Genomic DNA, 21,810 nt, shown 5'->3' with positions numbered 1-21,810 from the left:
TTTAAAGAAAAAGATCCTCAGCTCATTACTAAGGATCTTGTAATTTTATTTTTCCATAAAGGCCTTGAGTCGGCGAACAGCTTCTTTCAGGGTATCCAAATCTGTCGCATAAGACAAGCGAACATTTTCAGGGGCACCAAAGCCAGCTCCCGTTACTAAAGCAACCTCTGCTTCTTCCAAAATCGCTGTGGTAAATTCCGTCACATCTGTATAGCCCTTCATCTCCATGGCCTTCTTGACATTTGGGAAGAGATAGAAGGCTCCTTGAGGTTTGATGGCTTCAAAACCAGGTACTTCATTCAACAAAGGATAAATAGTATTCAAGCGTTCTTCAAAAGCTTGACGCATGATCTCAATAGAAGATTGGTCTCCTGTGAGGGCTTCGATTGCGGCATATTGGGAAACGGTTGTTAAGTTGGAAGTTGTTTGGCTGATCACCTTGGCCATGGCTCCGATAATCTCTGGATCACCCACTGCAAAACCAACCCGCCAACCAGTCATAGCATAGGTTTTAGAAACTCCGTTGATCACGATGGTTTGCTTGCGAATCGCTTCTGATAAGCTAGAAATGGGCGTAAAGGTGTTGCCATTGTAAACCAATCGACCATAGATATCATCCGCTAAAATCAAGATATCATGTTCGACAGCCCAGTTTCCAATTGCTTGGAGCTCTTCTTTACTGTAGATCATCCCTGTTGGATTGGATGGCGAATTCAGCAAGACAACCTTGGTCTTGTCTGTCCGTGCTGCTTCCAGTTGCTCTACCGTTGCTTTGAAATGATTTTCTTCTGTTGTTTGGAAAGTAACAGGTGTGCCTTCTACCATCTTGACCTGGTCTACATAAGAAACCCAGCAAGGGGTTGGAATGATGACTTCATCTCCTGGATTGATGACAGAAGTAAAGAAGGCATAGAGGATAAACTTAGCACCAGTACCGACCACTACTTCATTCCGATTCACAGCATAGCCATAAAACTCTTTCATATAGTCGCTAATGGCAACCTTCAATTCTGGAAGTCCAGATGCGACCGTATAAAAGCTAGCGCGACCATCCTCGATGGATGCAACTGCTGCTTCTTGAATATTTTTTGGAGTCGCAAAGTCAGGTTGACCCAGGGTCAAACTTAAGATATCACGACCTTCTGCCGCCAAAGCTTTGGCACGCGCATTTGCAGCCAAGGTCACACTTTCTTCCATTTCCAATACACGATTTGATAATTTCATATTCCCTCCTCAAATCTTAAAAAACACCGGTGACTTTCCCAGTCTTGAAATCCACCACATAATAAGAGTTCCCAGCCTTGACTTCCCAGATCGGTTTGCCTTTAAAGCGTCCAAAAATTACCCGATCAATCGCGTCCTGACCCTTCTCTTTGACGACAGAAGCTGCCTCTTTGGAACTAACTCCTTCTTTCAAAGGGTAGGTATAGACTGCATCATCCGCCTGCGCCACCAAGACCGCTAGTTCTTGCCCCCCTTGGTCCTTGCCAATAAAGGAAAGATAGGCTTCTTTGCCATGAAAGAAACTCTCCGTCTCAATGGTCGTAATCGAAGAGTGAGACAGAGCTATTTTTCTTGCTTGTGTAATTTGAGCCTGCAAGCGATCAGAAGTTTTTTCAGCAAGAAATAGCCAAGAAAAAAGGACCGTCAACACTAAGATACAGATTCCTATTATATGTTGCCATATTATAAAAAGATTATTTTTCTGTTTCACTCCCTCATTATACACCAAAGCCACCTAGAATTCTATAGATTTTCAAGAAAGAATTGTTACTAATATTTCATACCTGTTACAATGTTTTAGTATAAAATTGTTTGATAAACAAAGTAAAATTAACATCTATGCTATCATTTGTTCATAGTTTAATAAATTTGTCACAATTTTGTAACTAATTTGAAAATAAAATTAAACGACAGAAATACTATTTATTGATAAAATATAGATATGGAAAATTTAAAGAGATTATTCAAAGAAGCAAACGTAGATTTAAAAACCATGATCGTCTTCCACAAGGCAGAACGATTGATCCGTGCCTCTGAGGCTCATATCTTTAAAAAGCACCAGTTGACACCAACTCAATTCTCTGTACTTGAGACCTTGTACAGCAAAGGCGATCTCCGTATTCAAGATCTGATTGATAGCATTCTTGCGACCTCTGGAAATATGACTGTGGTTATTCGCAATATGGTCCGCGATGGTTGGATTACACGCGAAACTGATCCAGAAGACCGCCGTGCTTATCTTGTATCTATTACAGATGCCGGTCGTAAAAAGATCGAAGAAGCTCTTCCAGATCATATCAAAAATATTCAACGCTTGATGCAAGTCTTTAATAGTGGCGAGCAAGCTGAGTTGACAGAACTCTTGAAGAAATTCAAACATATCGCCTAAGCCTACTGCTCAAGACGATTCTGACTCCAAAATCCTCTATTTTGGAGTTTTCATCGTGCATTCTCTTTATTTTACAGATCAAAAAAATATTCCTGACGCTTCTCAGGAATATTTTTATTTATTCTTTCACAAAGACCCATTCTTTCTCTTGCGATAAATCCTCACGATAAGAGAAACCTGCTACTTCTAATGATTTCAAATCTTTTAGATGGGTGATTTCTTCCTTCATCATTGCTGTCACCATGGCCCCACGTGCTTTCTTTGAAATCGTTGAGTGAATCTTTAGTGTCCCACCACGATTCTCCATGAATTTGATCCGAATCATTCGCTCACGAATAGCTTTTGAGAAGACCTGTTCAAACTCAGAAGACAAGAGAGATAAGATCTGCTCCTCACCTTCTACTGCCTGATCATAGCCCTCTTTCCAGAGTACCTTTAGAGATTTTCCAGCTGGTTTTAGCTTCATCATAAAATCCAAGCGATGGGGAGCAATCCCTTCATAGGCAGGTAGTACACCGTATAAAGCAGTCGTGATCAACAAATGCTCTTGCAGATAAGCCTGCTCTTTTTCGGATAAGTCTTGACGCTCGATACTACGGTACATGAGGCCATCAAACAGTTCTAAAGCAGGATAGGTCTTGGCACTCCCAGCTAACAGAGCCTCAATTCTTTCCTTTTCTACTAGAGCTCTTTCCTCTGAGATCCCGTAAAAGGTCGCTAATTCTTCTAGGGAGAATGCCTTCAAAGCTTGGAGGATGGTTTTTGTGTTCTCTGACAAGGGTTGGGGCTCGACGATACGAGCCTGTTCGTTCAGTTCTTTGGCGGATGGAATTAATAGTTTCATAGGTCTATTGTATCATATTTTTCAAATTTTCTTGACAGGAGTTTTTATTAATGTTATTATCTAGTTATGAAAACTAGATTAAAGAAAGGTGAAGATTTAGTGTCCACTTTTTCCTATCCAACGTGGGAGCAACTGCCTGAGCTAGACCTCTATCTCGATCAGGTCCTACTTTATGTCAATAAAACCTGTGCACCTGTTCTCTCTTCTTCAGACAAGGGCTTGACGGCTGCTATGATCAACAATTACGTAAAACATGGCTATGTCGAAAAACCAGATAAGAAGAAATACCAGCGTAGACAGGTGGCTCGCTTGATTGCTATTACAACCTTAAAAACGGTCTTTTCTATTCAGGAGATCGCTTCTACCTTAAATTTCTTGCAGGACCAGGCAAGCTCAGATCTTCTCTATAATAGCTTTGTCGCTTATCTCAATGAGCATAAAGAGCCGATCGCTCCTATCATTCGCTCTGCCTGTCAGACAGTTCAACTTTATCTTGAAACCCTTTCTTATATTCAACCAGTAAAAACGGAGGAAGAAACTGATGAATTACACCATGAAACTAAGTAAAAAATTATCCTTTGGAGAAGAGATCGCTAATAGCGTAACCCATGCTGTTGGCGCCCTTCTCATGTTGATCTTGCTTCCAATCTCAGCAGTCTATAGCTTTGAGCAACAAGGTCTGCTTAGTGCTTTTGGGACTTCTATCTTTGTTATTAGTCTCTTTTTGATGTTTCTGTCTTCGACCGTCTACCATGCGATGTCTTACGATTCACCTCAAAAGTATGTACTTCGCATTATCGACCATTCCATGATCTACATTGCGATCGCAGGTAGTTACACACCAGTTGTCCTTACCTTGATGAACAACTGGATGGGCCACAGCATTATCTTGATCCAATGGGGGACCACCATCTTTGGTATTCTCTACAAAATCTTTGCCAAAAAAGTCAATGAAAAGTTCAGTCTCGCTCTTTACTTGATCATGGGCTGGTTGGTCATCTTTATTATTCCCCAAATCGTTAGCCAAACCAATCCGATCTTCTGGGGTCTCATGCTCATGGGCGGCCTGTGCTACACAGTTGGAGCTGGCTTTTATGTTAAGAAAAAGCCTTACTTCCACATGATTTGGCACCTCTTCATCCTGGCAGCTTCTGCTCTTCAGTATTTAGCCATCGTTTACTTTATGTAATACTGCCACCACTCTTCGGAGTGGTTTTTTTGTGATTTTTTCTGTACAATAGTAAAAAACTGTATGGGGACAGTCAGGATGAAGACGAGCAAATACCAACAAATTATTCATGTTCTAAAAAAAGCCATTCAAGATGGAAAACTGGAAACTGGACAGAAAATTCCTTCTGTTCGTCAGTTAGCCAGTCAATTTTCTTGTAGTAAGGACACGGTGCAACGAGCCTTGCTGGACTTGACTTACCAGCACTTCCTCTATGCTAAGCCTCAAAGTGGCTACTATGTTTTGGAGCAAGAACCTAATCGACATGAGGATCTTCCACTAAAATTAGAGAAAGACCGCAACCAGGCTTTCGAGGACTTCCGGACCTGTATCAATGAAACCTTGATTGGTCGGGAGAATTATCTCTTTAATAACTTTTCGGACCAAGCAGGATTACTAGAGGTACGCCAATCGATCCAAGACTTATTGAAGGAAGAAGGTATTTATACGACTGCGGATCAGATTGTTTTGACTGCTGGTACCCAGCAGGCGCTCAATATCCTCAGCCAGATTGACTTTCCCAATAAAAAGTCTCAGATCTTGATCGAGCAACCGACTTATCATCGGATGAACCAACTCTTAGATTCGCAGCAACTTGCCTACCGTACCATTCAACGAAATTTAATGGGAATTGATCTCGAGGAACTTGAAGAGATTTTCAAAAGTGGCCATATCAAATTCTTCTACACGATCCCCCGTTTTCACTATCCGCTCGGTCATAGCTATTCGACCAAGCAGAAAGAAGCGATCTTGCAACTAGCTGACCAATATGATGTTTACCTTGTTGAGGACGACTATCTTGGAGATCTTGATGGCAGCAATGCTCCTTCTTTTCATTATTTGGATCAAAAGAACCGTGTCATCTATATCAAATCTTTTTCGACCAATCTCTTTTCTGCTCTTCGCATCACTTCCATGATCCTTCCCCAAGCCCTTCTAAAGCCGGTCTTAACCTATAAGACGATTCTGGACTATGATAGCAATCTCATCATGCAAAAGGCCTTGAGTCTCTACATTGATAACGGTATGTATCTGACCAATAAAAAGCGACTCCTAGCCAGAAAAAGAGAGGTAGAAGCCAGTCTAAAGACCTTGATGGCCCAGTCTCCTCTTCTTCCCCATCTGACCCTGACCCACGATGGGATCCTTCTAGGACTCAGCCAAGTTCAATCCCTTGCTGCCTTAAAACACAGTGGACTCCCGCTTGATTTCTTTGAAGCAGCCTACATCACTTCTTGTCCTTATCAACTCGCCAAGATCAAATCGGCAGATGTGGGCAATGTTTTACCAAAGCTTACGCCTTTTTTTGAAAGAGAAACCCTCGTATAGACTATACGAGGGTCTTTCTTATTTCTTCAATTGCTCATAAACAAGTTTGGCATTTTGAAGGCCGATCCGATAATCGAGGCGGATCAGGCGAATCGCTTCCATCTCTGGTTCTTTGAGGTACTTCTCTCTTTGTTCCTTGGAAATACTACCTGGTTTTAGAAGATAATGAGTAAATTGATTTCTGACTTTATTGAGCTCAACTTGAAGGGTGAAGTAGAGTCCAAATAAGACAATCACAACTCCCATCATGATCAGATCGTTTGACATGGTGTATGCTCCCTTTTTCTGTTCTTTTCTTTATTGTACAGCTTTCAAGAAAGAAAAACAAGAGGCTGGGACAAAAGTCCTAGCCTTTCAATTGTTTTTGGACTGTCGAGCAAGACGCAGTGGTTGAGTGGGATATACTACGCTGATTTCATCAGCTTTTACAGCCTTACTCAACTGTGCGGAGGTGGGACAACGAAATCGAATTCTAACGAATTACCGATTTCTGTCCCACTCTCCTTGTTTGTCCTTATTTCATCATCCCAGCCTGGAGGTTATACATTTTCTTATACGTTCCTCCTAGAGCAATGAGTTGGTCGTGATTGCCCGATTCGATGATTTTTCCTTTATCGAGAACATAGATGCAATCGGCATCTTGGATGGTAGAAAGGCGATGAGCAATGGCAATGGTTGTCCGCCCTTGGCGCATCTTCTTCAGAGAGTTTTGGATCATCTCTTCCGTCTCTTGGTCGATATTGGCAGTTGCCTCATCCAAAATGAGGATCTTAGGCTGGGGTGCAATGGTCCGGGCAAAAGCCAGAAGCTGACGCTGACCGGTCGATAAGGTAGAACCCCGCTCTGTTACCGGATGATCATAGCCACCAGGTAGACTCTCAATAAAGTCTGCTACATCCACAAATGCAGCTGCTTGTCGGATTTCCTCATCTGTCAGTTCTTCATGATACATTCGGATATTAGAAGCAATGGTTCCATGATAGAGGAAGGGTTCCTGCAACACTAGACCAATGGACTTGCGCAAGGCTTCCTGGCTGTAGTCCTTGATATCCTGTCCATCAATCAAGATCTGGCCACGATCAAATTCATAAAAGCGCATGAAGAGATTGATAATAGAGGATTTACCAGAACCAGTATGGCCAACAAAAGCGATGGTTTGTCCGTTTTTGACCTCAAAGGAGATCTCTTTTAGGACATCCCGTTTGCCATCATAAGAAAAAGATACATGCTCAAAACGAATATCCCCCCGCTCAATTTCTTTCAGGCTACTAGCTTGCTTGGGCTCATAGTCGTCTCGATCCATCATCTCAAAGACACGACCTGCAGAAATGGTTGAGGTCTGCAAGGTTGCAAAGTTCTGCGTAACATCAATCAAGGGTTGGAAAAGCTGGCTAACATACTGGATAAAAGCATAGATAAGACCTGCCGTAAAGCCAGAGGACTGCCAATTTAGGCCGAAAAAGGTTAGAATGACCGCATAAGCCAGGACCTGTAACAGGGTCATAGCTGGCCTCAAAAAGAGGGAATTGACATCCACAGATCGGTTGGCGTAATCCAAATGTTCCCCATTAATCTGTTCGAATTCATCCGTCAAACGCTTTTCTTGACGAAAGGCCTGCACGATCCGCATTCCTTCGATAGATTCCGATAATTTCACATTGATATCTGATAATTTTTGTCGGGTCATCTTGACCAAGCGATTGGATAACTTGCGATAGAGACGGATGGAAAACCAAATGATGGGAAGAAAAGGCAGGATCCAAATGGTCAAATGCCAGTCCAAGCTAAACATGGTTACTAGAGTGACTAGAAAGAGTAAAAAGGATGAAACCAGGCTTGAAAAGACCGTAGAAAACATATCTGCGACTGCCTGTGTATCATTGGTCACCCGCGAGACAATCGAACCTGCTGCTGTCTGGTCATAAAAGGACATGCCCAGCCTTTGAAGATTTTGGAAAATATCTAAACGGATATCTCTTACGATAGAATTGGATACACGCGCAAAGGTTAACTGACTCAGATAAGTTGCCAGCACGCGCCCAATGAATAAGCCATAGTATAGAATGAGAAACTGAAAAGCTGTCAGTACTGGAGAGCCGGCTTCTGTTGGATCCACTAGGTGGTCAATATACCAGCGAGCTGCAAGAGGGATCGCCGTCAATAACAGACTAGTTAGAAAGGTAAAGGCTAAGGCTAGGGCCGTTAACCATTTATAACGCCACATGTAAGTCAAGAGCCGCTTCATCACATGAGCTTCAGATGTTTTCATTCAGCTTTCCCTCCATTTCTTCTGATAATTGTTGGGCTTGATAGGTTTCATAGTACCAACCTTTTTGAGCCATTAATTCCTCGTGATTTCCTCGCTCCTTGATCTGTCCATTCTCCATTACCAGAATCAAATCCGCATGAACGATCGCTGATAGGCGATGGGCTGTGATGATCGTTGTTTTCCCCTTGCGTTCCTGCTTCATATTTTCAATGATTTGGTGCTCCGTTTTAGCATCTACTGCAGACAGGGAATCATCTAAGATCAAGATCTCAGGATTCATGACCAAAGCACGACTCATGGCAATCCGTTGCTTTTGCCCGCCAGAAAGAGAGACCCCTCTCTCTCCCAGCACTGTCTCCATCTGGTCTGGCATGGCCAGAATATCCTCATAGACTCCACAAGTTCTCAGAGCCTTCATCACCTCTTCTTCCTGGATCTGTGGATCTGAAAAAGCTACATTCTCGCGAATGGTCATGGCAAAGAGGATCTGATCTTGAGGGACGTAACCGATCAAGCTTCGAAGATCTTCTAAGCGATAATGTTTGATGGAGATCCCATTTAACAAAATATCTCCCTGCTCCAAGTCATGCTCTCTGAGCAAGAGACGCAACAAGGTGGTCTTTCCAGATCCAGTTGGTCCTACAATTCCAAGGGTTTGCCCTTTTTCTAAATGAAAGGCAACCTTCTCAAGGACAGGCTCTTTCTCATAGGCAAATTCTTTAATGTCATATTCTAGATCTCCGTTTTGGATGTCTGTGACTGGTTGACTTGGATCTTGGATATCAGGTGTTTCTGCTAAAAGTGTCTCAATCCGATCATAGGAGACGCTAGCCCGCTGACTAATATTAAACAAGAAGCCCATGGCTTGAAGGGGCCAGACGAGCATATTAAGGTAGGTAATAAAAGTTACGATTTGTCCAACCGTCAGGCTCCCTTCCTGAACAAATAGCCCCCCGAAGTAGAGCGTCAAAACATAGGAGAGACCGACAAAAAGAAGAGTGGTCGGATCAAACAAAGCATTGTAACCGGCTGAAGTCATATTCTTTGAAAAAACCATTTGATTGGTTTTTTCAAAAGCCCGAATCTCATCTGCCTGAAAGCCAAATGATTTAGTCACCTTGACTCCTGATACTGATTCCTGAACAAAGTTGTTCAGCTCTGAGAAGCCTTCTTGGGCTTCTTTGAAGGCTTTGTGGTTTTTGCGTCCAATGGCGGAAGTCACTACCACCATAACCGGTAGGGGCAAAATAGCCAAGAGGGTTAAGCGCCAATCAATCATGAAAAACATGCTGACTAGAGTCACCAAGGCCGTCACGGAAGCATCCACTGCAGACATAACGCCGCCACCAGCAAACATGGTTACCGCATTGATATCATTAGTAGCATGGGCCATGAGATTCCCTGTCCGATAACGCTGATAAAAAGACGGAGACATGAGCGTAAATTGCTTAAACAAACGGTAACGCAAGATCCGAGCCAACTTATTAGCCGTCCCAAAAATATAGCGTCTCCAGACAAAACGAAGACCATACATGGCTAGAGCTGCGAGGACCAAAAGGGCGATATCCACAACTAACTGCCCCAGTGTCAGCCTTCTTTTATCGATCAAATCGATCACAAGTCCCATGATTCTTGGAGGAATGAGGTTTAAAAAACTAACCAAGATCAAGGACCCTATCCCGATCAAGTATCGCTTCTTCTCTAAATTAAAAAACCAAGATAATTTCCTCAACAGATTCATCTTATTTCCCCTTTTTGGTGAGTTGCCAGCTACTATCCACCAGAGCAAACAAGTCCTCATCAGCAATTGCTCCATCTAAGGGGATACTCACCCAATATTTTTTATTCATATGAAAAGCTGGATAAATCCCTTTCTGCTGGATGAAATGGGCTACTTGATCAGACTTAACATTCAAAACTTCTATTTTCCCAGACTTGCCAGCATCCAGTTTTTTCCAATCAATGGTCATAAAGACACCATACCACTTGAGGGTGTCTCGGTGGCGAATAGCGCCGGATTCCGGAGATCTTTCCCACAAATACTCAATCGTTCCCTGATAGTGCAGGGAGATATAGGCCATGAGACGCTTGGCTTGAGGATAGAGAAATTCTTCTACCTCAAAACAAGCTTGGCGGATCCTTGCAAGACTTTCCTGACAAGCTTCTCTGACTTGGCCAACGAAATTTCCTTGTAGCTGTTCCAGATGGATCTGGATATACTCGTCCCCTGTATCCTGATCATAGACCTGAAAAGAAATCTTCCGGTCGCAGACCTGGACATTTAAGAGAAAAGTGTCCGATAAGACGGGACACTGGTACTCATAGCCTGCCCCTTTCTTCTCAAATCCGTAAGCCAATCCCTTTTCTGGCTGAAAGGTGTACCGGTCAAAATAATGCTCTAAAAACATTTCCTCTCCCTTATTCATTTTTACACTAGAAGAGGCTGGAAACAACGTCCCCAACCTTGATAACGGATCTTCAAAACTACTTCAAGCAGTGATCGTTTCTTTTTTAAAACACAATGCGCGTGCCATGCAGTTGACAAACACCCAATTGCTCCAAAAAGAGCTGACGATTGTCAAGGGTCACACCTCCACCTGGCAGGATCTGAATCTTTCCCTTAGCCGCATCTAATAAACGATGATAGTGGGCAAAACGTTGCTCTAGTGGGTCACCTGGACTTCCGGCTCGTGTTAAAATGCGGGCTACACCCTGATCAGAAAGCCACTCAATCGCTTCTAGCTGATCTGTATGAGCTAACTCATCAAAGGCCATATGAAAGACCACCTCTGCCTCTCCACAGGCTGCTAGTAAAAGCTGCATGACCTTCTGGTCCAACTTTCGATCGCTCGTCAGCGCACCCAGAACAAAACAAGTAACCCCTATTTCTTTCGCAGCACGAATATCCGTCAGCATAGCTTCGACTTCCAGATCAGTGTAGACAAAATCTCCACCACGGGGCCGAATGATCACACATAGATCCACAGACTTCGCTCTTGTCAGTTTGATTGCTTCATTGATCACACCTATACTCGGTGTGGTCCCGCCTACTGCCAGGTTGTCGCACAGTTCAATGCGACCTGCCCCAGCAGCAATCGCCTTATCAATATAAGTTAAATTCTCTGCACAAAATTCAAAGACAAGCATGACAACTCCAATTACAAAGACTTAAAACAAGGATATACTAACAGTTACCTTAGCATTGCCATTTTCCACTCTCGCTTTTGAGATACTATAGCCTGCTTGAGGAATCTCAAGGGTGATTTGATCACCATTCACTTTAAAGCCGCCTCCATTTTGATTGGATTGATCCTTCAAATAGTTGAGAACCAAGAATTTTGGAATGGGCATTTTCCCTAATTTAGCACCGGTCACATTCAAATTCATGACATTGTTTTCAACTTGACCGGTCATGGTTAAATCTAGATAGCTATCAACTGGCCCTAAGGAAACAGGAACTTTGACGTGAAGGTCATTGCCATCCATTCCTAGTGCCATCTTTTGATAGTCAGAATTGTCAAGGGCGGATCCAGCACTTGTTTTTACGACCTGACTCAATTGCACTGAATTGAGACTTAGCTCAGTTGAGAGCCCTTCAGTGCTCACAGAGGCATTTGAAACAGCATTTTGAGCCAACTCAATCAAAGAACTCCCTGCCTGCACATTTCTCAGTTGCTCCCCTTCAGGGATAGATCCAGGAACCAACAAGATCACTAATAAAATAAATAAAACGATCACCATGCCAATCAGGCGTTTCATCCACTTAAACATCTGCTCCTCCAATACGTGAAAAGTTGTATTCTTATTGTACCCTAAATCTAAAGAAATTGCGACTAAGAGGGGCCTTTACAAAGCAAAAGAGAGCGGGGGACAGAAATCGGTAATTCGTTAGAATTCGATTTCTTTGTCCCGCCTCCGCACAGTTGAGTAGGGCTGTAAAAGCTGATGAAATCAGCGTAGTAGAGCCCACTCAAGCACTGCGTCTTGCTCGATAATCCAAGACAATTGAGAGGCTAGGACTTTTGTCCCAACCTCTCTCTGTGCATTATTTCGATTTAATGTAGTTAACACCATCTGCTTTTGGCGCAACTGCTTGTCCGAAGAAGGCTGCCAAGACAACCATGGTCAAGACATAAGGCGCAATTTGCAAGTAGATGGATGGGATACCTTTAAGCAAAGGCAATTGATTCCCGATAACAGCCAAACTTTGTGAAGCTCCAAAGAAGAGACTAGCAAGCATAGCCCCGATTGGGTTCCATTTCCCGAAGATCATAGCCGCAAGGGCGATAAATCCAGGACCTACAATAGTCGTCACCGCGAAGTTAACAGAAACTGACTGAGCGTAAATGGCTCCTCCGATTCCTGCAAGGGCACCTGAGATCATCACTCCTAAGTAGCGCATTCTATATACATTGATTCCCAATGTATCTGCTGCTTGTGGGTGTTCCCCAACTGAACGAAGACGCAATCCAAACTTCGTCTTGAACATGATAAACCAAGCAAAGAATGAAAAGAGAATCGCAACCCAACCAATGATGCTGGCATTGTTGAAGAAAATATCTCCAATGACCGGAATTTTAGATAAGACCGGAATCGATGTTTTCCCAAAGGCAACTTTGATATTATCAGTTTGCCCCTTGTTGTACATCGCTTTGACAAGAAAGACTGCCAATGGAGGTGCCATCAAGTTTAATACTGTACCTGAGACGATATGGTCAGCACGGAAATGAATCGTTGCCACCGCGTGGATCAAGGAGAAGAGTACTCCAATCCCTGCAGCAACGATCAAGGACAACCATGGTGTCAAACTTCCTAACTCAGGCTCAAAAGTCAAGTTAAAGATAATACCTGAGAAGGCTCCCATAACCATGATTCCTTCCAGACCAACGTTAACAACCCCAGCGTGTTCTGAGTATGCTCCTCCGATACTTGTGAAGATCAGCGGCGCTGCATACACAATCATAGAGGAAACAAGAATACTTAAAATTGTTACAATACTCATTAGTTTGCTCCTCCTTTTTTAGCTGAACGCATCGAGATCATCTTTTCAATAATGTAGTGGGCACATACGAAGAAGATAATAGATGCTGTCACAATTTGAACGACTTCTTCAGGGATTGCAGCTGGCTTCATACCAACTCCCCCAATTTGAAGTGCACCAAACAAGAAGGCAGCAAATGGAATACCAATTGGTGAATTCATCGCAAGAAGGGCTACGGCCATTCCGTTAAATCCAACACTCATCGAGCTGGTTTGAACGTAGACATTTGAGTAAATACCCAGACCTTCTGCTACCCCACCAATACCAGCAAGAGCACCAGAAATGATCATAGAAAGGATAATGGTCCGTTTTGCAGACATCCCTGCGTATTCCGCCGCATTCGCATTGAGACCAACGGCACGGATTTCAAAACCAAGTGTTGTTTTCTTCATCAAGAACCAGATGACCACCACTGCGATGATGGCAAAGAAGATCCCGATGTTCATTTGTGATTTGTCCGTCAAATTACGCAACCACTCCGTCTGGTAGACAGCATTGGCTCCCACATCAATGGTTGAGTCCTTATTTTTCATCAAGGAAGCTGGGAAGCTATGAATCAAGGCATTCCCACCATAGAGAACAATGTAGTTCATCATAATGGTGATGATGACCTCACTGGTTCCGAGATAGGCACGAAGGAAACCAGGAATCGCTCCAATAAATCCACCTGCGACAGCCGCAATCAAAACGGTCATCGGAATCATCAGTAAGCGAGGCATATTTGGGAAGGAAAGGGCAAACCAAGTCGCCATGATCCATCCAGCAAAAGCCTGACCAGGAAGTCCAACGTTAAAGAAGCCGGCCCGGCTGGCTACTGAAAACCCAAGAGCAACCAAAATCAGTGGCCCCATGGCACGGGAAATATTTCCCCAACTCTTAATCGAACCAAAGGCTTTCTTAAACAGCAATTCGTATCCCCAAAGGGCATCATAGCTGAAGGCCCACATAATAATGGCACCCAAGACCAATCCTAAAAGGACAGACACCAACGGAACGGCAATTTGTTTTAAATTCTTATTCATTTGATGCTCCCTCCTTTACTTGTCCACCTGCCATGAGGATTCCAAGTTCTTGCTTATTCGTTGTTTCAGGGGTTACGATCCCTTGGATCTTCCCATCATGAATAACCGCAATACGGTCAGAAACATTCAAAATTTCATCTAATTCAAAGCTGACAACCAGAACGGCTTTTCCATTATCCCGTTCTTGAATCAAACGTTTGTGGATATATTCAATCGCTCCAACATCCAATCCACGAGTCGGCTGGCTAACGATCAAGAGATCTGGATCGCGATCGATTTCCCGAGCGATAATGGCTTTTTGCTGGTTCCCTCCAGAGAGAGCCTTAGCAGGTACCACTTCACTGGCTGCACGAACGTCAAACTCTTCCATCAACTTCTTGGCATAAGAGGTAATATTTGGATAATTCAAAATACCATTCTTGCTAAGAGGTTCTTTATAGTAGGTTTGAAGGGCAATGTTTTCAGAGATCATCATGTCAAGGACTAATCCATCCCGATGACGGTCTTCAGGGACGTGCCCTACCTTCATTTCTGTGATTTGACGTGGACGAAGTCCTACAACATCCTTGCCTTTAATCTTGATTGAACCAGATTTTACCTTCCGTAGACCTGTAATCGCTTGGATCAACTCAGACTGACCATTTCCGTCAATCCCTGCGATCCCCACGACTTCACCAGCACGAAGTTCCAGTGAAAGATTCTTAACAGCTGGGACACCCCGGTTTTCGTTTACAACCAAGTTTTCGATCGACAAGACGACTTCTTTCGGTTGAGAAGGACCTTTCTCCGTTTTAAAGGAAACAGAACGACCGACCATCATTTCGGCCAAGTCTTGGTTGGTAGCTCCACCAATCTCGACTGTCTCAATTGATTTCCCACGACGGATAACCGTTACCCGGTCTGAAACAGCACGAATTTCATCCAACTTGTGCGTAATCAAGATAATGGATTTTCCTTCATTTGCCAAGTTCTTCATGATTGTCATCAATTCTTCGATTTCAGCTGGTGTCAACACCGCAGTTGGTTCATCGAAGATTAGGATGTCGGCTCCACGATAAAGCGTCTTTAAAATTTCCACACGTTGCTGCGCACCGACGGAAATATCCTCAACTTTAGCATTTGGATCCACTGCTAAGCCATATTTTTTAGACAAATCAAGGATATCTTGACTGGCTTTCTTAAGATCCAAAATACCATGTTTAGTGGTTTCAGACCCAAGGATGATATTTTCAGCAACAGTGAAGGCTTCAACCAACATAAAGTGTTGGTGCACCATTCCAATTCCTAAAGAAGCTGCTTTTGAAGGTGAGTCTAGGTTAACAGTTTTTCCATTTACCACGATGTCTCCGCTAGTTGGTTCCAACAAACCAGCCAACATATTCATCAGGGTAGATTTCCCTGCACCATTTTCTCCAAGAAGTGCATGGATTTCACCTTTGCGCAACTGAAGATTAATCTTGTCATTTGCTACAAAGTCACCAAATTTTTTGGTAATCTCACGCATTTCGATGACATATTCGTGTGTCATGTGGGGTGTTTCCTTTCAAATCAATTTTTATTTCAATAAAACCTATTAAGACAGCTAATAGATTTTACTGAGACAAAAATGTCTCAATTTATTAAAAGGAACGGCCCTTGAAGGTCGGGCCGATCCAATCAATGATTATTTTTCAGGAACTTTAAGTGACCCGTCAAGGATCTTAGCTTTAGCGTCTTCGACAGCTTTTTTAGCTTCTGCAGAAAGATTGTCAGTTGTCAAGTCAACTCCACCATCTTTCAAGCTATAAGTAATCACTTTACCGCCAGGGAATTTACCATCAGCAGTTTTCTTAGCCAAGTCTTTTACAGATTCTCCGACTTTCTTCAAGCTTGAAGCCAATACAAAGTTAGATTTTTTACCATCTTTAGAAGTGTATTCACCTTCAGCTTTTTGGTCACGGTCAACACCAAGAACCCAAACTTTTTCGTCTTCATTTTTCTTCTCGTTCAAGTCTTTAGCTTCAGAGAAGACACCTGCACCAGTACCACCAGCTACTTGGTAGATAACGTCTGCACCTGCAGCATATTGTGCAGCAGCAATTGTTTTACCTTTAGCAGAGTCACCGAATGAACCAGCGTAGTCTACTTGAACTTTGATAGATGGGTCAACAGATTTAACACCAGCTTCAAATCCAGCGCGGAAACGAGTGATAACTTCACTTTCCATACCACCTACAAAACCAACTTGTTTAGTTTTTGTAGTTTTCGCAGCAGCGATACCAGCAAGGTAACCAGCTTCGTTATCGGCATAAACAGCAGATGCTACGTTCTTTTGTCCTTCAATACGGTCATCGATGATGACATAGTTCACATCTTGGTTGTCTTTCGCAGCTTTTTTAACAGAGTCGCTCAAGGCAAAACCAACACCAAAGATCAATTTGTAGTCGTTAGAAACAGCTTCATCAAGGTTTGTCGCATATTGAGATTCATCTGTTGATTGGAAGTAGTCAAATCCGTTCCCTTTAGAAAGACCGTTTTCTTTACCCCAAGCTTGCAAACCTTCCCAAGCAGATTGGTTGAATGATTTGTCATCCACACCACCAGTATCGGTAATGATAGCAGCTTTCAAATCTGTTTTAGATTCTGAGTTTGCGCTATCTTTTTTAGACGCACGATTTCCACATGCTGCAAGTCCGATAGCAGCGACAGTTACTAGACCAAGGCCTAGCCATTGTTTCTTGTTCATTACTGAACCTCCTAAATTATTGTGCAACATTGTTGCGAAGTATTGAAAGGGTCAAAAGACCGCCTCACAGACCTATTAAGTCAGGTCTGTAAAGGAATATGGAAGTAATTCCTTGACCGTCATCACGACCGTCGATTTATCTTTAGATACTAAGGTTACAGGAAGGTCTGGCTCAAAAAATTCAGCCATGACCTGGCGACAAGCACCACATGGAGAGATGGGCTTTTCTGTTTGCCCGTAGACAATCAGCTCTTTGAACTCACGAGCTCCTTCAGAAACTGCTTTAAAAATAGCTGTCCGTTCCCCACAGTTGGTTAAACCAAAACTGGCATTTTCGATATTGACCCCTGTATAGATTTCTCCATCCTTCGTTAGCAGTACAGCTCCAATTGGGAAATGAGAGTAGGGCACATAGGCTTGTTGACTCACTTCAACTGCTAAGTTGATCAATTCAGTAGTCGCCATGAGCCACTTTTCCTTCCATGATTGCTACACCAGAGGAAGTTCCGATACGGGTCGCACCAGCTTCGATAAATGCAAGAGCATCTTCATAAGAGCGAGCTCCACCAGAAGCTTTAACACCCATGTCTGGTCCAACTGTTTGACGCATTAAGGCTACATCTTCTACCGTCGCTCCTCCAGTTGAGAAACCAGTTGAAGTCTTCACAAAGTCAGCTCCAGCTGACTTTGCAATCTGACAAGCGACGATCTTTTCATCGTCTGTTAAGAGACACGTCTCAATGATGACTTTGACCAGCTTATCACCGCTTGCTTCGACAACAGCTTGGATATCTTCTTCAACTAGTGCTAAATTCTTAGACTTCAAAGCACCGATATTAATGACCATGTCAATTTCATCGGCACCATTTTGAATAGCATTTTTTGTTTCACACGCTTTGACAAAAGGGGTATTTGCTCCCAAAGGAAAACCAATGACGGTACAAACTTTAACGTCTGAATCGCGCAAGCCCTCAGCCGCAAAATTCACCCATGTCGGGTTCACACAGACACTCGCAAAATCATAAGCCTTAGCTTCTTCGATCAGCTTTTCGATCTGTTCTTGTTGCGCATCTGGTTTTAAAAGAGTGTGATCGATATATTTATTTAACTTCATACAATCTCCTGAGCTGCTTAAGATATTATTTCAATAATTTCTTTAACGCTTTCAGCCCTTTCTAGTATTTTAACATTTTTTTTGAATTCTGTAACTCTTTCTTGTGAATTTTTTTCATTCATGAAAATACGGGCAATGCGTTCCCCTTTTTTGACGTGCTCTCCCACTTTTTTGTCAAACACAATTCCTGTTTCGTAATCGAGGGGATCTGATTTGACAGCACGGCCAGCACCCAAGCGCATGGCGAACAAGCCAAACTCCATGGCAGGTAAAGCAGCAATGACGCCATCTTGGTCCGCTGTTACTTCAAGGACCTGATCTACTTTGACGGGACGGTGCAAATCTTCTAAGTCTCCACCTTGAGCTGCGACCATTTCTTCAAACTTCGCTAAGGCTTGACCATTGGTCAAGTGTTCATGGATGGCCTCGATCGATTGATCTACATTGGCCAATTTCAACATGATTTGCGCTAATTCACAAATAAACTCTGTAACATCAGCGCGCCCCTGTCCTTTCAGAATATCCAGGGCTTCCAAAATCTCTAAACGATTACCAATACTGGTTCCCAAAGGTTGGCTCATATCTGTAATGACAGCGATGGTTTTCCGACCCACTGCATTTCCAAGATCCACCATGGTACGGGCTAAGCGACGAGCATCCTCAATATTCTTCATGAAGGCACCCTCGCCTACCGTCACGTCCAAAAGAATAGCATCCGCACCAGCAGCGATTTTCTTACTCATGACGGAACTAGCAATCAAAGGAATGGTATCCACTGTCGCCGTAACATCACGCAGTGCATACAAGAGTTTATCTGCTTTTACGAGTTGATCGGATTGACCAATGACCGATAAGCCGATTTCCTGCACCTGCTGGATAAATTCCTCTTGGGTCCGTTCAATCTGGAAACCTTTAATGGATTCCAACTTATCGATGGTCCCACCTGTGTGTCCTAACCCACGACCGCTCATTTTGGCAACCGGCACTCCGAAACTCGCAACCAAAGGCACCAAGACCAAGGTCACCTTATCTCCGACACCACCAGTCGAGTGTTTGTCCACCTTAATACCTGGAATTGCTGACAGATCAAACTGTTGCCCTGTTTGGACCATCTTCATGGTCATATGAGAGATTTCTTCCGTCGTCATCCCTTTAAAATAAACGGCCATAGCAAAAGCAGACATTTGGTAATCTGGTACTATTCCAGCCACATACCCCTCAATCAGCCATTCAATTTCTTCCTTGTTTAAGGCAAGACCATCTCTTTTTTTCTGAATGATATCTACTGCTCTCATGATTCTTTCTCACTTCTTAAAATATAATAGCCTTTGTCTTTTTTTACTGTCTCACAATTGCCAAACGTCTCTTCCATCTTGGCCTTAGCACTTGGAGCCCCTTGTTTTTTCTGAATGACAATGGTCAAGTCTCCACCTGGTTTCAAATGTTCAAAACTACCGGTGATCACTTGGTGAACCACTTTTTTACCGGCTCGGATCGGCGGATTACTGATCACATGGTCAAAGACCCCTTCGACTGCTTCATAGACATCCGAAGAAAAGATCTGAGCTTCCACGCCGTTTCGGCTAGCATTTTTCTTAGCCAAGTCTAGTGCCCGCTCATTGACATCGACCATTGTCACTGCAACTCCCTGGGCTTTAGCTAGAGAAAGGCCGACCGGTCCATAGCCACAGCCAACATCGAGGACACTTTCCCCTTCTTGAAAATCCAGGGTTGATAAGAGCACCTGGCTTCCATAATCTATCATTTTTTTACTAAAGACGCCCGCATCTGTATAGAAATTCATCTTTTGTCCCAATAAAACAACAGCCAGATCATGAATATCATGGGCTGCATCTGGGTTTACATCGAAATACATTTTACTCATAAGGTTATTTTAACATAATTCATTCCTTTTTTAAATCGTTTACACGACCTCTAAAAATTGGTATACTAAAGACTACAATAGGAGTGACATATGGACAAAGAATTTCTACATTTTGAAAAAATTAATCGGGAAACTTGGCAGAATTTGCACCGCAAAACCACCCCACCTCTCTCTCAAACAGAGCTCAATTCTATTAAAAGTTTTAACGACCGCATCAACCTCCAAGATGTACGAGACGTCTACCTGCCTTTGACAAACCTGATTGGAATCTACAAGCGTTCCAAAGAAGATTTGGCCTTCTCAAAAGGTATTTTTCTTCAAAAAACGAGTGAACGCCAACCCTTTATCATTGGGGTTTCAGGGAGCGTTGCGGTTGGAAAATCTACCACTAGCCGTCTCCTTCAAATCCTGCTGTCACGAACCTTTGAAGGCTCAACAGTAGAATTGGTGACAACGGATGGCTTTCTCTATCCAAATGCTATCTTAAAAGAACAAGAGATCCTCAATCGAAAAGGATTTCCGGAAAGCTATGATATGGAATTGCTCCTTGATTTTCTTAATCAAATCAAAAACAACAAGAGCGTAGAAATCCCTGTCTATTCTCACGAAATATACGATATTGTCCCAGATGAGAAGCAAACCATTTTACCAGCTGATTTTGTCATTGTCGAAGGGATCAATGTCTTTCAAAATCCGCAAAATGACACACTCTATATGACCGATTTCTTTGATTTTTCAATCTATGTGGATGCCGCGGTCGACGATATTGAATCTTGGTATATCGATCGCTTCCAAAAACTCCTTGCATTAGCTCAGAATGATCCCAATAACTACTACTATCGATTTACAGAGCAACCCCTAGAAGAAGTTTTAAGCATGGCCCATCAGGTCTGGGAATCCATTAATTTAGTCAACTTGCAACATTACATCCAACCAACTAGAAACCGAGCTGATCTGATTCTCCATAAGGCAACCAACCATGAAATCGACGAAATTTATCTCAAACGCTAGAGAAAATGGCCTGTTAACGGTACTTTTTTAAGGAAAAGCTATTTTAGGCTTGTCAAATCTTAACTTTTCATATATAATGAGATAGTTAGATTATCAATGGAGGTGAATAACTTGGCAAACATTAAATCAGCTATCAAACGCGCTGAATTGAACGTTAAACAAAACGAAAAAAACTCAGCTCAAAAATCAGCTATGCGTACTGCAATCAAAGCTTTTGAAGCAAACCCATCTGAAGAACTTTACCGCGCTGCTAGCTCAGCTATCGATAAAGCAGAAACTAAAGGTTTGATCCACAAGAACAAAGCTAGCCGTGATAAAGCACGTCTTGCAGCGAAACTTGGTTAATCAAGAACAGCATAAAAATCAAGCTCTCCGGAGCTTTTTTTGTGCCTAAAATTTTGAGAGGTGCTTATGAAAATTGTTATTATCGGCTATTCTGGATCAGGTAAATCCACCTTGGCTGAAAACTTATCCCGCCACTACTCCATTCCCAAGATCCACATGGACACCCTTCAATTTCAACCGGGTTGGATAGACAGTGACCGGGATTGGATGGAGGGACAGATGAGACAGTTTCTCAGCGATCATAGAGACTGGGTCATTGATGGCAATTACTCTTGGTGCTGCTATGAGGAAAGAATGGAGCAAGCGGACCAGATTATCTTTCTCAACTTCTCTCGTTGGAACTGCCTCTTTAGAGGCTGGAAACGATACCGCCGTTATAAAGGCCGCGTCCGTGAGAGTATGGCGGCAGGTTGCCCCGAACGCTTTGACTGGGAATTCATCCGTTGGATCCTTTGGGATGGACGAACAAAAAGTGCCAGAGAAAGGTATCAAAACATCCACTCCACCTACCCCGAAAAATTTATCTCTCTCAAGAACCAAAAAGAGCTGGATGAGTTTATAAAAAACATACAATCATGACCACCCGTCAAACGGGTGGTTTGTAC

General features: G+C 43.0%; 24 protein-coding genes. 7 read left to right on the top strand and 17 right to left on the bottom strand.

The features are described from left to right. Positions 1-45: 45 nt before the first annotated feature. Both HMPREF2832_RS02795 and HMPREF2832_RS02790 read right to left on the bottom strand, forming a co-directional pair. Positions 46-1,224, bottom strand: coding sequence for a pyridoxal phosphate-dependent aminotransferase (locus HMPREF2832_RS02795; protein WP_070505471.1), 1,179 nt, complete (start codon positions 1,222-1,224; stop codon positions 46-48). A 16-nt stretch (positions 1,225-1,240) separates the two neighbouring features. Continuing rightward, a complete protein-coding gene (locus tag HMPREF2832_RS02790) occupies positions 1,241-1,654 on the bottom strand; it encodes a cell wall elongation regulator TseB-like domain-containing protein (protein ID WP_070505469.1) in 414 nt (137 codons plus the stop codon). A gap of 291 nt (positions 1,655-1,945) precedes the next feature. Between HMPREF2832_RS02790 and HMPREF2832_RS02785 the strand changes: the two genes are divergently transcribed. After that, the gene (locus tag HMPREF2832_RS02785; RefSeq protein WP_003001765.1) at positions 1,946-2,392 is read left to right on the top strand and encodes a MarR family winged helix-turn-helix transcriptional regulator; all 447 of its coding nucleotides are present in this window, start codon (positions 1,946-1,948) and stop codon (positions 2,390-2,392) included. A gap of 118 nt (positions 2,393-2,510) precedes the next feature. Here the strand turns inward: HMPREF2832_RS02785 and yaaA are convergent, their stop codons facing one another. Beyond that, positions 2,511-3,236: a peroxide stress protein YaaA gene (yaaA, locus tag HMPREF2832_RS02780; protein WP_070505468.1), complete on the bottom strand. Its 726-nt coding sequence runs from the start codon at positions 3,234-3,236 to the stop codon at positions 2,511-2,513. Positions 3,237-3,302: 66 nt separating this feature from the next. Between yaaA and HMPREF2832_RS02775 the strand changes: the two genes are divergently transcribed. The 3 genes from HMPREF2832_RS02775 (at position 3,303) to HMPREF2832_RS02765 (ending at position 5,793) form a co-directional block, all read left to right on the top strand. Next, on the top strand, positions 3,303-3,803 hold the full coding sequence (locus tag HMPREF2832_RS02775; RefSeq protein ID WP_070505466.1) for a DUF1836 domain-containing protein: 501 nt from the start codon (positions 3,303-3,305) through the stop codon (positions 3,801-3,803). Next, a complete protein-coding gene (gene trhA / locus HMPREF2832_RS02770; protein WP_070505465.1) occupies positions 3,778-4,425 on the top strand; it encodes a PAQR family membrane homeostasis protein TrhA in 648 nt (215 codons plus the stop codon). The genes HMPREF2832_RS02775 and trhA overlap by 26 nt, the downstream gene beginning before the upstream one ends. A 63-nt stretch (positions 4,426-4,488) precedes the next feature. Beyond that, entirely contained in the window at positions 4,489-5,793 is a 1,305-nt protein-coding gene (locus HMPREF2832_RS02765; RefSeq protein ID WP_049498290.1) for an aminotransferase-like domain-containing protein, read from the top strand. 18 nt (positions 5,794-5,811) lie between these two features. On the opposite strand, the gene HMPREF2832_RS02760 is transcribed toward HMPREF2832_RS02765, so the two are convergent. The 14 genes from HMPREF2832_RS02760 to HMPREF2832_RS02695 all read right to left on the bottom strand — a co-directional run bounded on the left by HMPREF2832_RS02760 (position 5,812) and on the right by HMPREF2832_RS02695 (position 19,849). Next, entirely contained in the window at positions 5,812-6,060 is a 249-nt protein-coding gene (locus tag HMPREF2832_RS02760) for a hypothetical protein (RefSeq protein WP_049498288.1), read from the bottom strand. Positions 6,061-6,307: 247 nt separating this feature from the next. Further along, positions 6,308-8,062: an ABC transporter ATP-binding protein gene (locus tag HMPREF2832_RS02755; RefSeq protein WP_049498286.1), complete on the bottom strand. Its 1,755-nt coding sequence runs from the start codon at positions 8,060-8,062 to the stop codon at positions 6,308-6,310. Further along, positions 8,049-9,803: an ABC transporter ATP-binding protein gene (locus HMPREF2832_RS02750; protein ID WP_049498284.1), complete on the bottom strand. Its 1,755-nt coding sequence runs from the start codon at positions 9,801-9,803 to the stop codon at positions 8,049-8,051. The genes HMPREF2832_RS02755 and HMPREF2832_RS02750 overlap by 14 nt, the downstream gene beginning before the upstream one ends. A 1-nt stretch (position 9,804) precedes the next feature. Then, positions 9,805-10,470 carry an MmcQ/YjbR family DNA-binding protein gene (locus HMPREF2832_RS02745; RefSeq protein WP_049498282.1) on the bottom strand — a complete coding sequence of 222 codons (666 nt, stop codon included), beginning with the start codon at positions 10,468-10,470 and terminating at the stop codon, positions 9,805-9,807. Positions 10,471-10,573: 103 nt separating this feature from the next. Next, positions 10,574-11,209: a copper homeostasis protein CutC gene (locus HMPREF2832_RS02740; RefSeq protein WP_021153351.1), complete on the bottom strand. Its 636-nt coding sequence runs from the start codon at positions 11,207-11,209 to the stop codon at positions 10,574-10,576. 21 nt (positions 11,210-11,230) lie between these two features. Next, positions 11,231-11,833 (bottom strand): hypothetical protein, encoded by a 603-nt coding sequence (locus HMPREF2832_RS02735; protein ID WP_070505463.1) that lies wholly within the window; start codon positions 11,831-11,833, stop codon positions 11,231-11,233. 274 nt (positions 11,834-12,107) lie between these two features. Beyond that, positions 12,108-13,064 (bottom strand): ABC transporter permease, encoded by a 957-nt coding sequence (locus HMPREF2832_RS02730; RefSeq protein WP_021153355.1) that lies wholly within the window; start codon positions 13,062-13,064, stop codon positions 12,108-12,110. Beyond that, positions 13,064-14,125, bottom strand: a complete 1,062-nt coding sequence (locus HMPREF2832_RS02725) for an ABC transporter permease (protein WP_049489017.1) — start codon at positions 14,123-14,125, stop codon at positions 13,064-13,066. The genes HMPREF2832_RS02730 and HMPREF2832_RS02725 overlap by 1 nt, the downstream gene beginning before the upstream one ends. Then, positions 14,118-15,653, bottom strand: coding sequence for an ABC transporter ATP-binding protein (locus tag HMPREF2832_RS02720; RefSeq protein WP_023918304.1), 1,536 nt, complete (start codon positions 15,651-15,653; stop codon positions 14,118-14,120). Before HMPREF2832_RS02720 ends, HMPREF2832_RS02725 begins: the two co-directional genes overlap by 8 nt. A 135-nt stretch (positions 15,654-15,788) precedes the next feature. Then, the gene (locus HMPREF2832_RS02715; protein WP_023918305.1) at positions 15,789-16,850 is read right to left on the bottom strand and encodes a BMP family lipoprotein; all 1,062 of its coding nucleotides are present in this window, start codon (positions 16,848-16,850) and stop codon (positions 15,789-15,791) included. A gap of 75 nt (positions 16,851-16,925) precedes the next feature. Continuing rightward, positions 16,926-17,315 carry a cytidine deaminase gene (locus HMPREF2832_RS02710; protein ID WP_049498278.1) on the bottom strand — a complete coding sequence of 130 codons (390 nt, stop codon included), beginning with the start codon at positions 17,313-17,315 and terminating at the stop codon, positions 16,926-16,928. Further along, positions 17,302-17,964, bottom strand: a complete 663-nt coding sequence (deoC, locus tag HMPREF2832_RS02705; protein ID WP_021153359.1) for a deoxyribose-phosphate aldolase — start codon at positions 17,962-17,964, stop codon at positions 17,302-17,304. Before deoC ends, HMPREF2832_RS02710 begins: the two co-directional genes overlap by 14 nt. Positions 17,965-17,981: 17 nt before the next feature. After that, positions 17,982-19,259: a pyrimidine-nucleoside phosphorylase gene (locus tag HMPREF2832_RS02700; RefSeq protein ID WP_049498276.1), complete on the bottom strand. Its 1,278-nt coding sequence runs from the start codon at positions 19,257-19,259 to the stop codon at positions 17,982-17,984. Then, positions 19,256-19,849: a class I SAM-dependent methyltransferase gene (locus tag HMPREF2832_RS02695; RefSeq protein ID WP_049498275.1), complete on the bottom strand. Its 594-nt coding sequence runs from the start codon at positions 19,847-19,849 to the stop codon at positions 19,256-19,258. Before HMPREF2832_RS02695 ends, HMPREF2832_RS02700 begins: the two co-directional genes overlap by 4 nt. 90 nt (positions 19,850-19,939) lie before the next feature. On the opposite strand from HMPREF2832_RS02695, the gene coaA reads away from it, so the two are divergent. From coaA to HMPREF2832_RS02680, 3 genes are all read left to right on the top strand, one after another. Continuing rightward, complete coding sequence (coaA, locus tag HMPREF2832_RS02690; protein ID WP_049498274.1) at positions 19,940-20,860, top strand: type I pantothenate kinase; 921 nt, start codon at positions 19,940-19,942, stop codon at positions 20,858-20,860. 96 nt (positions 20,861-20,956) lie between these two features. Continuing rightward, complete coding sequence (rpsT, locus tag HMPREF2832_RS02685) at positions 20,957-21,205, top strand: 30S ribosomal protein S20 (protein ID WP_003007640.1); 249 nt, start codon at positions 20,957-20,959, stop codon at positions 21,203-21,205. Between the two features lie 66 nt (positions 21,206-21,271). After that, positions 21,272-21,784, top strand: a complete 513-nt coding sequence (locus HMPREF2832_RS02680) for a DNA topology modulation protein (RefSeq protein WP_070505462.1) — start codon at positions 21,272-21,274, stop codon at positions 21,782-21,784. Positions 21,785-21,810: the final 26 nt, after the last annotated feature.

Origin of the sequence: Streptococcus sp. HMSC073D05 (assembly GCF_001812015.1) — a bacterium.
GTDB lineage: Bacteria > Bacillota > Bacilli > Lactobacillales > Streptococcaceae > Streptococcus > Streptococcus parasanguinis_D.
Note: the sequence above shows the minus strand (reverse complement) of the source record. Positions and strands in the feature narration are given on the sequence as shown.